This window comes from Rhodococcus sp. EPR-157 (assembly GCF_001647195.1).
Lineage (GTDB): Bacteria > Actinomycetota > Actinomycetes > Mycobacteriales > Mycobacteriaceae > Rhodococcoides.
The window spans coordinates 1-13,460 of the sequence record NZ_LVCV01000400.1; the positions used below are offsets into that span (position 1 = coordinate 1).

The 13,460-nt window shown below is 64.5% G+C and carries 11 protein-coding genes; 8 read left to right on the plus strand and 3 right to left on the minus strand.

The genetic code is table 11. The features are described 5' to 3' along the window. Positions 1-11: 11 nt before the first annotated feature. The 3 genes from A2J03_RS18415 to A2J03_RS18425 are packed head-to-tail and all read left to right on the plus strand — an operon-like array spanning position 12 to position 2,438. A complete protein-coding gene (locus A2J03_RS18415; protein WP_068376795.1) occupies positions 12-839 on the plus strand; it encodes a crotonase/enoyl-CoA hydratase family protein in 828 nt (275 codons plus the stop codon). A 1-nt stretch (position 840) separates the two neighbouring features. After that, positions 841-1,302 carry a MarR family winged helix-turn-helix transcriptional regulator gene (locus A2J03_RS18420; RefSeq protein WP_231912599.1) on the plus strand — a complete coding sequence of 154 codons (462 nt, stop codon included), beginning with the start codon at positions 841-843 and terminating at the stop codon, positions 1,300-1,302. Between the two features lie 59 nt (positions 1,303-1,361). Then, positions 1,362-2,438: a GGDEF domain-containing protein gene (locus A2J03_RS18425; protein ID WP_068376798.1), complete on the plus strand. Its 1,077-nt coding sequence runs from the start codon at positions 1,362-1,364 to the stop codon at positions 2,436-2,438. Positions 2,439-2,454: 16 nt separating this feature from the next. On the opposite strand, the gene A2J03_RS18430 is transcribed toward A2J03_RS18425, so the two are convergent. Beyond that, complete coding sequence (locus A2J03_RS18430; protein ID WP_068376730.1) at positions 2,455-2,904, minus strand: PAS domain-containing protein; 450 nt, start codon at positions 2,902-2,904, stop codon at positions 2,455-2,457. Between the two features lie 76 nt (positions 2,905-2,980). Then, complete coding sequence (locus tag A2J03_RS18435) at positions 2,981-3,472, minus strand: inorganic diphosphatase (RefSeq protein ID WP_068376732.1); 492 nt, start codon at positions 3,470-3,472, stop codon at positions 2,981-2,983. Between the two features lie 122 nt (positions 3,473-3,594). Here A2J03_RS18435 and dacB point away from each other — a divergent pair, with 122 nt between their 5' ends. From dacB to hpt, 4 genes are read left to right on the plus strand one after another with little or no spacing between them, the layout of a single operon-like run. Then, on the plus strand, positions 3,595-5,013 hold the full coding sequence (gene dacB / locus A2J03_RS18440) for a D-alanyl-D-alanine carboxypeptidase/D-alanyl-D-alanine endopeptidase (RefSeq protein ID WP_068376734.1): 1,419 nt from the start codon (positions 3,595-3,597) through the stop codon (positions 5,011-5,013). After that, positions 5,013-6,122 carry a zinc-dependent metalloprotease gene (locus A2J03_RS18445; RefSeq protein WP_082897924.1) on the plus strand — a complete coding sequence of 370 codons (1,110 nt, stop codon included), beginning with the start codon at positions 5,013-5,015 and terminating at the stop codon, positions 6,120-6,122. The genes dacB and A2J03_RS18445 overlap by 1 nt, the downstream gene beginning before the upstream one ends. Next, the gene (tilS, locus tag A2J03_RS18450) at positions 6,122-7,108 is read left to right on the plus strand and encodes a tRNA lysidine(34) synthetase TilS (RefSeq protein ID WP_068376803.1); all 987 of its coding nucleotides are present in this window, start codon (positions 6,122-6,124) and stop codon (positions 7,106-7,108) included. The genes A2J03_RS18445 and tilS overlap by 1 nt, the downstream gene beginning before the upstream one ends. Before the next feature lie 28 nt (positions 7,109-7,136). Continuing rightward, entirely contained in the window at positions 7,137-7,691 is a 555-nt protein-coding gene (gene hpt, locus A2J03_RS18455; RefSeq protein ID WP_068376737.1) for a hypoxanthine phosphoribosyltransferase, read from the plus strand. Here the strand turns inward: hpt and A2J03_RS18460 are convergent. Beyond that, complete coding sequence (locus A2J03_RS18460; RefSeq protein WP_231912601.1) at positions 7,688-10,135, minus strand: serine/threonine-protein kinase; 2,448 nt, start codon at positions 10,133-10,135, stop codon at positions 7,688-7,690. The two genes, hpt and A2J03_RS18460, sit on opposite strands and share 4 nt — an antisense overlap. Before the next feature lie 375 nt (positions 10,136-10,510). On the opposite strand from A2J03_RS18460, the gene ftsH reads away from it, so the two are divergent. Then, entirely contained in the window at positions 10,511-13,312 is a 2,802-nt protein-coding gene (gene ftsH, locus A2J03_RS18465) for an ATP-dependent zinc metalloprotease FtsH (protein ID WP_068376748.1), read from the plus strand. Positions 13,313-13,460: the final 148 nt, after the last annotated feature.

Sequence of the window (13,460 nt, forward strand, 5' to 3'; positions counted from 1 at the left end):
GGCTCGGCGACATGACGGAACGCAACTGGAACGCATTCTCGGTCGAGATTTCCGACCACATCGCGACGGTGACACTGCTCGGGCCCAGTAAGGGCAATGCCATGGGCCCTGACTTCTGGACCGAGTGCCCGCAGTTGTTCGCTCAGCTCGATGTCGATCCGGATGTCCGAGCGGTGCTGCTCACGGGTTCCGGAAAGCACTTCACCTACGGTCTGGATCTGGCCGCGATGGGTGGAGAGTTCGCGCCGCTGATGGCGGACAAGGCGCTTGCAGGTCCTCGCACGGTGTTCCACGACATGATCAAGCGGATGCAGCTGGCAACGAATGCTGTCGCGGACTGTCGCAAGCCCGTTGTAGCTGCCGTGCACGGCTGGTGCATCGGCGGGGGACTCGACCTCATCAGCGCCGCGGACATTCGATACGCGAGTGCCGATGCGAAGTTCAGCGTGCGCGAGGTCAAGGTGGCCATCGTGGCGGACATGGGCTCACTTGCGCGGCTTCCTGCCATCATCGGTGACGGCCACCTGCGCGAACTCGCCTTGACAGGCAAGGACATCGATGCGGCCCGCGCGGAAAAGATCGGCCTGGTCAACGACGTCTTCGACGATTACGACGCGTTGCTCGTGGGTGCCCGTGCGACGGCGGCCGAAATCGCCGGCAACCCTCCTCTCGTCGTTCACGGCATCAAGACCGTGCTCGATCATTCGAGGTCCGCGGCGGTCGACGACAGCTTGCGCTACGTCGCGGCGTGGAATGCGGCTTTCCTTGCCTCGAACGATCTGACGGAGGCCATCACGTCGGTGTTCGAGAAACGTCCGGCCGACTTCAGTGGCAGCTGACATGGGTGTGGAGCCCGACGTCGACACAGCCGAGGAGCTCGGTACTCAGCTCGTGCGGTTGCAGCGAATTCGTGATCGCAAGCTTGCTCAACTGTCCGCCGAATCCGGAGGCGTCGAAGGTGCCGCGTTCGTCTGTCTGTTTCGGCTGGTACGCGACGGTCCGATGCGGTCGAGCGAGTTGGCTGCCCTGGTGAACTCCGACCCGTCGACTGTGAGCCGGCAGGTAGCCCAGCTGGTGGAGCACGGCCACGTCGAACGCGTTCGCGACGAAAAAGATGGTCGTGCTTACGTTTTGGCAGCGACCGACTCCGGACGTAATGTTGCATATCGATTGCATCGCAAGCGCACGGCGCATCTCGCGCTCGTCCTGGAGGACTGGTCGTACGAGGATCGGGTGTCGTTGGTCGAACTCATGGACCGCTTTCTGACCGACTACGAACGGGTGAAGCCGGGCGGTAACTAGGAACGATCGTACGGTTCGCGTACCTGCGGGTGAAGCTGCGAATCGGGTAGGGAGGAGTGGTGCTGGGAATCACCGGTCGGTGGATTCCACGCACTCTGCGTGGGCGAACGGCGCCCAATCCGGCAGTGCGACTCGAGCGCAAGGTCGGTCGCGGGATTGCGGTACTGGTGCCCGTGTTCGCCATCATCGGCACAGTCGTCTTGTTCTCTGGGGAGGGGCCTTCCACAGCGGCTGCGAGGTCTGTGTGCGTGGTCGTGTTGCTGTCCACCATCCCGGTCGGCATCTGGTGGTGGGTGTACGGACGAGACGTGGTCCGGATGCCGGGATGGTTCGTGTTCTACGCCGACGTCGGGGTCGCGACGGTTCTGCTCACGTTCGCCCAGCGTGGACTCGCGCTGCACGCAACCGGCCTGTTCGCGGTCATCGGAATCTACATCGCGTACTTCTCCAGCAAGACCGTTCTACGCGCGCATTCCGTATTCGTCAGCGTCGTCATCGTTGCGTTCGCGGTCGCTGCCACGTTCGAGGGGAGGCATTCCCCGTTGTCGATACTGGCTCAGGCGTTGGTCGTCCTGGTCGTCGCCAATTCTGTTCTGGTGTTTCGCGCCGTGATCAAGGCGCAGTTGGAACTCGCGATCACCGACTCGCTCACCGGCCTGCTGAACCGTCGCGGCTTCGAGTTCCGAATCGAAAGGATGTTGACCGAGGCGAAACCCGGTGAGAACGTGACGGTGTTCGTCGTCGATCTCGATCGATTCAAATTCGTCAACGACTCGTGCGGCCATGCCGCTGGTGACGGAGTACTTCGATCCACCGCATTTCGGCTGGCACACGCGGTGCCCGAGGGCTCGTGCGTGGCACGAACAGGTGGCGAGGAATTCACGATCGCGGTCTTGATGGAACCGTCGGACGTGGTCGCGCTTGCCGACTCCATCTCGGAGTCGTTGAGCGAGCCGACGGACGAGAGCTCGGTGACCGGCAGCGTGGGGGCGGCCATGATTTCGGTGGATCGGTGGAAAGCTCAACCGCCGCCGCATGCCTCGGAGATGGTGCACTCGGCGTTGCTGAAAGCCGACAACGCGATGTACGAGGCCAAGCGGGCCGGCGGCGACCAGGCGAAAGTGTTCGGAGCCTGAAGGGTCGCCGCCGGGCTCAGCGCAGTGCGCTCTTGGGGTCGTTCCAGAGCTGGTCCGTGAAGTCCTCCAGAGCGACCAGAACCAAATTGTCCTCGGCCCGCCGCAGGATCGACTTGCTGGCGCGGACCTGCACGACATCGCCGGTCTTGTCCGTCATGCGCCACAGCGAGTCGGCGCGGGTGGCCACCGTCGTGAGGAACATGTCGGCGACGTTGACACCCTCGGGAGCCTGATCCGGGAAGATGTCGTGCAGGTGGAAGTCCGAACGCTCGGAGCGATCCGTTCCGAAGAGTTCGTCGAACGCCTCGTTGGCGAACACGATGCCACCAGTGGGGTCGACAGCGAGGATCGGAACCGGGATCCGATCCAGAACAACGGTGACGGGCAGGTCGGGAAACTGTGCCGGGTCGGATATGGCTCGCGACTCCGAGTTACGCCGCTCACCCGTCGTATTGCTGTCGGTCATATTTCTCCCCACCTGGTTACTTCGCTCGTCTTACCGTGTTTGTTCGTGTTGCCCCCGAGAAGTGTGTTCGAACTTCTCAGTGTTCCGGATTGTCCGCCAAACGCTTGAACGATGCAGCGATTTCGGCTTCTGCCTCGGCGCGACCCACCCAGTCCGCGGCCGTGACGTGCTTGTTCGGCTCCAAGTCCTTGTAGTGGACGAAGAAGTGCTTGATGGCGTCGAGTTCGAAGGTCGAGACATCTCCGAGGTCTTGGACGTGGTCCCAACGCTTGTCGCCTGCAGGCACACACAGCACCTTGTCGTCACCGCCGGCTTCGTCGACCATCTTGAACATGGCGACCGGGCGAGCCTCGATGAGGACACCGGGGAACACGGACTCGGGGAGCAGGACGAATGCGTCCAACGGGTCGCCGTCTTCGCCGAGCGTGCCTTCGATGAAGCCGTAGTCGGCGGGGTAGCCCATCGCCGTGTACAGGTAGCGGTCCAGACGCACGCGACCAGTTTTGTGGTCGACCTCGTACTTGTTGCGCTGGCCCTTGGGGATCTCGATGGTGACGTCGAACGGCACGTGCAGCCCTCGCTCTTCTTCTACTCGCTTGGCGTCTCGTATGACGCACGATGGTGGCGGCGCAAGCGTACCGGACCCGAGGATACTGTTGAGGAAACTGCCACTGGGCAGATACGAGTGCGATGGAGGAACGGGTGGCGGGGTTGACCAAGCGATTTCTCGGCCCGACCGCCGGTCGCAAGCGACGTCGGACACGAATCTTGCTCGTTCTGGGTGTGATCGTGGTTCTCGCCGCGGGCGGCACTGCGGTGGCCGCGATTGTGCCAGGCGCGTCCGGCAACGACTCGGCTGCTCCGACAGCGCCCGAACCGGACCCGGTGATGCTCGTACCGGCCATCGCCCCCATTTCGGATTCCGCTCCGGCACCGACCGAGGTGGGACTCACCGACGCACTGGCCCCGGTTGTCGGCGCTCCCGGGCTCGGCTCGTTCACCGGAGTTGTCGCCGACGCCGGGACGGGCCGCGTCCTCTGGTCCCAGGGCAGTGACACACCGATGACTCCTGCGTCGACGGCCAAGGTGCTTACCGCTGCCGCCGCGATGCTGGCGTTGTCGCCGGAACACCGAGTCACAACGCGGGTCGTCAAGGGTGCGAGCGACGGCGAAATCGTCATCGTCGCGGCGGGCGATCCCACGATCACAGCGCAGCCGATGGGTAGCCCCGGCTTCTATCCGGGTGCGGCCCGCATCGACGACATGGTCGAACAGATCGCGCGGTCGGGAACTCCATTCGACCGCATCGTCGTCGACACCTCCATCTACGACGGTCCGACGATGGCGCAGGGATGGTTCACGCCCGACGTCGCCGCCGGCTACATCACCCCGATCGAACCGATCATGATCGACGGTGGCCGATCGGTGCCGTTGGAAGACGAATCGGCGCGCAGTGCCGAGCCCGCACTCGACGCGGGCAGAGCGCTTGCCCGTGGCCTCGGTATCGACCCGGCCCGGGTATCCATCGGCACGGCACCGGAGGGCGCCGACCAGGTCGCCAGCGTGCAATCCGCTCCGTTGCGTGACCGTCTCGGACAGATGATGGGCAGATCCGACAACGTCCTGGCCGAGGCGGTCGGTCGCGAGATAGCGATCGAGACCAACACTGCGGCGTCGTTCGCCGGGGCGGTGGATTCCGTCGGACAGACTTTGTTCGCCGCAGGCTACGACCTGACCGGAATGAAGTTGCACGACCTGAGCGGACTTTCCGTCGACGATCTGATCCCCGCCAGAATCCTCGATCAGATCTTGACCTCGGCCGCGGGTTCGGAGAAGCCGGATTTACGGCCGATGCTCGACTACCTGCCCGTCGCGGGGTCGACAGGCACGCTGACGGATCGCTACGCAAGCAACGACCGCGTCGGCGCCGGATGGGTGCGCGCCAAGACTGGCACACTGTCAGCAGCAAGCGCCCTCGCCGGGTACGTCGTCGACGTCGACGGCAGGGCACTCACGTTCGCTCTGATGTCCAACGATGTGCCGCCGGAAGTCTCGCGGCCGGCGCTGGATGCGGTGGCGTCGACGCTCAGAATGTGTGGCTGCCGGTGATGTTCAGCAAGGATTCGAAGACTCTCCGAACGGACGCGGCAGTTCCACACGAGGATGCAGCGAACTCCGACACGGAATCGAATGGGCTCAGCGTCTCGGTCGATTGGGCGCTGGCGTCGAAGACCGGGGCAAAGTTGGCGCCGAAGGAACCGTCGACGTCGCGCTACACAGCGGACGCGGTGTTCGCCGAGCTTGCCGCCGCGTCGATTCGTGCCGAAGGCCCGGTCCGGGACACGACTGGCCTGGCCGACGGCTTACCGGTGCCGGAGGCGCAGATCGTGGGCCGCGCCGGGTGGATCGAGGCGGCCGCAGCCTCCATGAAGCACTTGACCGGCGAGTCCGACGCCGAACCTTCCGGCCTGCTCGCAGGTAAACCCGCAGGTTTGCAGGCGGGCGCGATGCTCGCGTTTCTGTCGAGCGCGATTCTGGGACAGTACGACCCTTTCACCGGTGAGCACGGAACGCTTCTGCTCGTCGCACCGAACGTCATCGCCGTCGAACGTGCGCTTCGAGTTCCACCGAGCGACTTCCGCTTGTGGGTGTGCCTGCACGAGGTGACGCACCGGGTCCAGTTCTCGTCGGCGCCGTGGCTCGGCGAGTACATGCGGAGCTCGGTAGCCGTGCTGTCCGACGGAGTGGACGAGCCGATGAGCGAGTTCGCCTCGCGGCTGACTAACGCGTTGAAGAACCGGAAGGAATCCGACAAGGCCGAGGACGCGGGCATCGTCGGGCTGCTGCGGGCGACGCAACCTGTGGCGGCGCGCGAGGCCATCGACCGGCTGCTGGTGCTCGGTACGCTATTGGAAGGCCACGCCGATCACGTCATGGACGCGGTCGGCCCGGCAGTCGTTCCGTCGGTTGCGCAGATCAGAAGTGCATTCGACGCTCGTCGTCGACGTAAGCAGAATCCGCTGCAGAGAGTGATTCGCGCACTGCTCGGCATGGACGCGAAGATGGCGCAGTACGTTCGAGGGAAAGCCTTCGTCGATCATGTGGTCGCGACGGTCGGAATGGAGCAATTCAACACGATCTGGACCGACGAGACCACGCTGCCGTTGCTCGACGAGATCGAGAATCCCGACCGGTGGATCGCGCGCGTACTGGGCTGATGCTGCCGGAAGAGCCAGCAATCCTCGCTGTTCGGCACGCGGTTCGTGCCTGGACGCAGAGGCGGCCGGGGCCGGTTGCCGTCGCGCTGTCGGGTGGAGCGGATTCGTTGGCGCTGACGGCCGCGGCGGTCGCCGAAGTTCCTCAGGTTGTGGCACTCGTCGTCGATCACGGGTTGCAGGCGGGTTCGGCAGACGTAGCGGCGAGGGCCGCCCAGCAGGCCACTACGTTCGGCTGCATCGACGCGATCGTGCAGACGGTGACTGTCGGCACCGCAGGCGGGATGGAAGCCGCTGCGCGACGGGCGCGCTATGCCGCGTTGGAGCAGGCGCGCGGAGATCTTCCGGTTCTCATCGCTCACACACTCGATGACCAGGCCGAAACAGTGCTCCTCGGACTGTCACGAGGATCCGGTCCCCGTTCGATCGCCGGGATGTCGCCGTGGGATGAGCCGTGGGGACGACCACTGCTCGATATTCGACGGTCGGTGACGAGGCAGGCCTGCGTCGAACTGGGTGTGATTCCGTTCGAGGATCCGCACAACTCCGACGCGACGTTCTCAAGAGTGCGGTTGCGGCACGAGGTGTTGCCGCTGCTCGAGGACGTTCTCGGCGGTGGTGTCGCCCAGGCGCTCGGACGAACTGCAGCTCAGGTCCGCGAGGATTCGCAGGTTCTCGACGCCTTGGCGGTGGAACTCCTCGACTCGGCGAGCGTCGGTGACGAACTGACCGTGACGGCGCTCACGGGCGTCCCACCGGCGCTTCGGCGTCGTACGCTACGTGCGTGGCTGCTGCGTCGCGGCGCAAAGGATATGTCGGACAGGCAATTACGACTCGTCGACGATCTCGTCGGCGACTGGCGCGGTCAGGGCGGGGTCGCCGTGAGCGGTGCGCCCGCAGGTGCCAGGTTGGTGGTGGGGCGTCGACATGGCAGGCTTGCGACGGAGCTGGAGTGGAGCCTGCGGACAGGTTCTACAGAGAATCCGTGAACCAACGAGAACCTACGAAGGGACCGCCGTGTACGAGGGCGACATCGAATCCATTCTCATCTCCGAGGAACAGATCAAAACCCGCACCATCGAGCTCGCCGAAGAGATCGCCAAGCGGTATCCGGAGGACGCGCCCGAGGGTGATCTTCTTCTGGTCGGTGTTCTCAAGGGCGCCATCATGTTCATGACGGACTTCGCTCGCGCGCTGCCCATCCCGACGCAGCTCGAGTTCATGGCGGTCAGTTCCTACGGATCGTCGACGTCGTCGTCCGGTGTCGTCCGCATCCTCAAGGACCTCGATCGTGACATCAACGGACGCAATGTGCTCATCGTCGAGGACATCATCGATTCCGGACTGACGTTGTCGTGGCTCAAGCGCAACCTGGCGACGCGCAATCCTGCATCGCTGTCGGTTGTGACGCTGCTGCGCAAACCCGACGCGATCAAGGTCGACGTCGAGGTCGCCAACGTCGGCTTCGACATCCCCAACGAATTCGTCGTCGGATACGGTCTCGACTACAACGAGCGGTACCGCGACCTCCCGTACATCGGCACCCTCGAACCGCGCGTGTACGGCGGCTAGTTTCGCGATACGACACGGCGTAGGGCGTCGAGATCGCGCTCGATCAAGCGGAAGATCGTGTACGACGCCACGAAGGCCGCGATGCCGCCGATGCACACGACTCGCACTACTCCGATGATGGCCGGGATATTTTCTGCAGGAACGAAAGTCAGGCCGGCGACCGCGACAAGTGGGATCGCGGCGGTGACGGTCAGATAGCCGATGCTGCGGCGCCCCAGTGCGCGGAGGAGGGCCTCGTCGGCGCTTCCGGCTCGTCCGTACGGCAAGAACGACGGATACAGGCACCGGATGGTGAACAGCGACACCAGAAAGAACGGGTATGCGGTCGCCATCGCGCCGCACACCACGAGTGACGCGATGAAGTGCACGTACGCCTGCGCAGGTACGGACCCGGCAGCGATCTGCAGCGAGAGCGGGAAGGCGATTCCCGCGCACACCCACAGTCCGAGGCATACGGCCACGATCCGATCCGCAGCCAACAGAGTGTCGGCGCGGGCGTCGGCAAGTCGCTTCTCCGGCACTGTCCGGCCGGCGCGCAACGCGCGCGGAACGGCCAGCACCCGTCGAAAGAAGTAGACGATCAGTACGAGGCCGATCGGCCAGAAGAGTCCGTTGATCACCGCCGTCACGGTCTCGAAGCGATCCTGTGCGACGGCCGGCAGGTCACCGATGATCAGCGCCTTGTTGTGCTGATAGTTGTATATGGCGGAGACGGCATTGGGGATTCCGATCGCGGCAGTCATCACCGGAACGGTGAACGGCCGCAATCGAAATCGGGTGCTCGACGGCGGCGGGTCGACGAGATTGCGTGCGTGCTGGTCGAGGCACAGGTCGAACTGTTGCGCCAACTCCTGGCCGGTCGACCAGCGGTCCCCGACATTCGGCGACAGACACTCGACGAGAACTCTGCGCAACGTCGACGGGCACTCCGCTGGAAGTGTCGCGATCGCGGAGTCGGTGATCCCAGTACGACGGGTGTCGAGCAGTCCGTCGATGACGGTTCGGTCGCCGTCCTCGACATTGGAATTCGAATCGTCGAACGGCTTGACCCCGGTCAAGAGCTCCCACAGCACGACCGCGAGTGAATACAGATCGCTCCGCGTGTCGAGGTCCTCCGCCCCACCGGGGCGACCAGGATGGCATGCCTCCAGCTGCTCGGGGGACATGTAGGACAGTGAGCCCCCGAAATACGCGACCGGACTGTCACCGTCGACCTGATCGGAAAAGCTGATGTTGAAATCCGCAAGCTTGGGCACGCCCTCCGCGGTGAGCAGTACGTTCGCCGGTTTGATGTCACGATGCAGAACGCCCTGCTCACCCGCATAGTGCAAAGCCTCCGCGAGGCGCCGCCCGAGCCAGGCAACCGTCTCGGGCCACGACAAGCTGGCGAGAGATTCGCGCACAGTGGAATCCGTGGGGCGCAGGCTTCCTCTGGCGTCGAGTGCGGCGTCGACGGTGTCGAGAAGGAGAGTGCCGCTACGTTCGTCGGCCGGGCAGGCGCGCACGCGCTGGAGAAGATCGAGCAGGGTTCCGCCCGGTACGTACTGCATATACAGGAGACGGAGGCCCTTGTCGGGCAGGACGCGTTGGTCGAAGACCCGGACTATGTAGTCGTGGTCGAGTTGCGCGAGCGTTTGCGGTTCGCTGCCGCGATCTTCCGAGATCTTCACCGCGACGATCCGTTGCATCGACCGTTGCCGAGACAGGAAGACCCGCGCGAAGGCTCCGCGGCCGAGTCCCATCAAGAGGTCGAAGTCGTCGACGCGATCGCCCACGTCGAGGTCTTCGAGTTCGTCGCTCGAGCCCGGCCGCGTCCACGCGAGGGCTCCGGCCGCCGTGCCGGTCATGTCCGCGGTTGCGGGTCCGGCGACAGTGGCGATACTGCTGACGCTGATGCTGATCCGCGTCTCGCCTATCACGGTTTCTTCCAGCTCGGTCGTCCTCTGCTCGGTTGCCTCGCCGAGCATGGTGTTCAGCATTTCCGCGAGGTCGGCCGACTGCGCCGGATACTCGGCGGCGTAGAGCTGCGGGGAAACGGAGTCGCCGGCCTGGCGTCGGATGCAGAACTCCTCGTAGATCAGCCAGGCAGGAAGCGATGCGGCAGCAAGTTCCTCGAACTCGTCGCAGTACTGGTTCAGCCGCTTCGGAACGCTGGATCGTAGCCATCGTTCTTGCAGATCGACCGATATCAGCTGTTCGAGCAAGCGTCGACGAACGTCCGCGGTATCGGGAAGGAAGTTCGACAGGATCGGTGGAGTGAGTGGGTCACCGGTACGCGCGGCCTTCCACGCCCGGCGAAGTCGATCGGCGGGATCGTGGTCGGGAGCATCGTTCGAGTCGGTGCCGTTCGTGGCCGCAGAAGTCACCGTCGACGTCCCATCGGGTCGAGCCGATGTGACGTTGTCGGTGGCGGTGACCCGATCCGAGCCTGGCTGCACGCTCACAACCATAAACCTGCGGGAGGCGTTCTGCCTGGTAGAAGCGTAGATTCGAATACCGGGGGAGGAAGCGGGGGCAATCGAATTCGCGGCGTGACCCGAAGGGGTCGCCTTTGACACAATGGACGCTGGTCCGCAGGGGGCGTGCTGCGAGGTACTGGGGAACCTGTGAGGCGAGGCCGACGTTGGACTGGGGAGAAGCGTGATGCATGCAGTAGCACTGCAGGTCCGTGGCCGCTGCACTGTGGGTCTGACTCATGTCAGGTCCATGCACTTCAGGTACATGGTGGCCGCTCGCGGTAGCCTGGGGCATCCGAGTGTGGCCGTGATCCACGCATCGGAGATGACTGGAAAGGACGAGGCCGTCTCGGCTGAAGCTGTATGAATCGGAAGACAGTTATACGGAACCTGGCCATCGTTTTCGGCATCCTGTTGGTGATCTTTGCCATCAGCTACTTCGGAAGCGACACTCGCGGCTGGAAGACCGTCGACACCTCGGTGGCGATCGCGCAGCTCGACTCGCAGAACGTCGACAAGGCGCAGATCGACGACCGGGAGCAGCAGGTCCGCCTGTACCTGAAGAACGGCAACGAGGCGACAGGCAACGAGACGCAGATCCTCGCCAAGTACCCGGACTCCGCATCGGAGACGATCTTCGACAAGGTCAGCTCCGACGGCCTCGAGAGCTACAACACCGTCGTGAGCCAGGACAGCTGGGTTTCGTCCCTTCTGCTGTTCGTCTTGCCGATGATCCTTCTGCTCGGTGTGTTCATCTTCGTCATGAGTCGTATGCAGGGCGGTGGTCTCGGCGGTGTCATGGGCTTCGGCAAGTCCAAGGCGAAGCAGCTCAGCAAGGACATGCCGAAGACGACGTTCCAGGATGTCGCGGGCGCCGACGAAGCTGTCGAAGAGTTGTACGAGATCAAGGACTTCCTGCAGAATCCGGCCCGCTACCAGGCGCTCGGCGCGAAGATCCCGCGCGGCGTTCTGCTCTACGGCCCTCCCGGAACCGGTAAGACCCTGCTCGCGCGCGCTGTCGCAGGTGAGGCGGGCGTTCCGTTCTTCACCATCTCGGGTTCCGACTTCGTCGAGATGTTCGTCGGTGTCGGCGCGTCCCGAGTTCGTGACCTGTTCGAACAGGCCAAGCAGAACAGTCCGTGCATCATCTTCGTCGACGAGATCGACGCCGTCGGTCGCCAGCGTGGAGCAGGCATGGGCGGCGGGCACGACGAGCGGGAGCAGACGCTCAATCAGCTTCTCGTAGAGATGGACGGTTTCGGTGAACGAACCGGCGTCATCCTGATCGCCGCGACCAACCGTCCCGACATTCTCGACCCAGCTCTTCTCCGCCCCGGTCGTTTCGATCGCCAGATTCCGGTCGGAGCACCCGACCTTGCCGGTCGCCGCGCAATTCTTGCTGTGCACTCCGCAGGCAAGCCGGTCGCGCACGACGCCGACCTGGAGGGCTTGGCCAAGCGCACCGTCGGTATGTCCGGAGCGGACCTGGCCAACGTCATCAACGAGGCAGCATTGCTCACGGCGCGCGAGAACGGCACCGTCATCACCGAGGCCGCTCTGGAGGAATCGGTGGATCGCGTCGTGGGAGGACCACGCCGCAAGAGCCGCATCATCAGCGAGCACGAGAAGAAGATCACGGCCTACCACGAAGGTGGGCACACGCTCGCTGCCTGGGCAATGCCGGACATCGAGCCCGTCTACAAGGTCACCATCCTGGCGCGTGGTCGTACCGGTGGCCACGCCATGACGGTGCCCGAGGACGACAAGGGGCTGATGACTCGGTCCGAGATGATCGCGCGCCTCGTCATGGCAATGGGCGGACGCGCGGCGGAGGAACTCGTCTTCCACGAACCGACCACCGGCGCGTCCTCGGACATCGATCAGGCAACCAAGATCGCGCGTGCGATGGTCACCGAATACGGCATGAGCAGCAAGCTCGGTGCGGTCCGTTACGGCCAGGAGCAGGGCGACCCCTTCCTCGGTCGTTCGATGGGCGTGCAGTCCGACTTCTCGCACGAGGTCGCACGCGAGATCGACGAGGAGGTGCGCAAGCTCATCGAGGCGGCGCACACCGAGGCGTGGGCCATCCTCAACGAGTACCGCGATGTGCTGGATACGCTCGCCACCGAACTCCTCGAGCGGGAGACGCTGACGCGCAAGGACCTCGAGAAGATATTCACCGGCGTCAGCAAGCGTCCCCGGATCACCGCGTTCAACGACTTCGGCGATCGAGTCCCATCGGACAAGCCACCGGTCAAGACGCCGGGTGAACTCGCCATCGAACGCGGCGAGCCGTGGCCCCCTCAGCCGATCGCGCCGAAACCTGCTCCACCGCAGCAGTTCCCGCAGCCGAGCTACGCCGGACCGCCACAGCTGTCGAAGGGTGCACCGGAAAGCTACAACGGCGGTAGTCGGCAGCACGGCTATCCCAGCGGTGCCCCGAGCAACGGTGCCTCGAACGGCGCTCGTAACGGTGGCGGATACAACGGAACTCCCAGCCACGGTGCTCCGACCAATGGTGCTCCGAGCAATGGTGGTCCGAGCAATGGTGGCGCTCATACCGGCGGGCCCGGGCAGACCGCGACACCGTACGGAAGTGCCCCCTACAGCGGGGGCCAGAGCAGCAGCCCGCAGGGCAGTGGCGGTCAGGGCAACGGCGGCCAGAGCAGTGGCGGCCAGCACTCGGGCGGCAACTACAGCGGTGGTTCCTACCGGAACCCGGAGCCACGGCCCCAGAGTTCGCGTCCCGATTACGGTGCTCCTGCGGGATGGTCGGCGCCGGGATGGCCGCCGCGTGATTCGTCAGGATCCGCCGGTGGTTCGGACAGCGTCGGCAGAAACGGCGGCAACCGCTACTCCGACCCAGTAGCGCCGTACCAGGCTCCCCCTACGTACCAGTCGCCGCAGTATCGTCCGCCGCAGTACCAGCCGCCGGAGTATCGAGATCCGAGCGGCGACCGCGAGGCGCCCAGTGGAGCGCAGCAGCCTCCGAACCCCGCGCCGCAGCATCGGGATCCCGCTGGATCGCAATGGGATCCACTCGGTGGCTTGCCCCTCGGTGGGCAGCCGGACCCGGATCGTCGTCCCGACGAACGGGAATCGGATCGGGAGGGTGACGAAGGTCCGCGCACCCAGCGATGGGAAGGTCCGAACGGCCACCAGTGAGCCAGTGATCTCCCGGCGATAGGCTGGAGTGGAGCCTGCGGAATGACCCGGAGGTTTGTGTAGTGGAGCCTGCGGAATGACCCGGACGTTTGTGTAGTGGAGCCTGCGGAATGACCGGGTTCGGCCAGTGTGGAGCCTGCGGGATGAC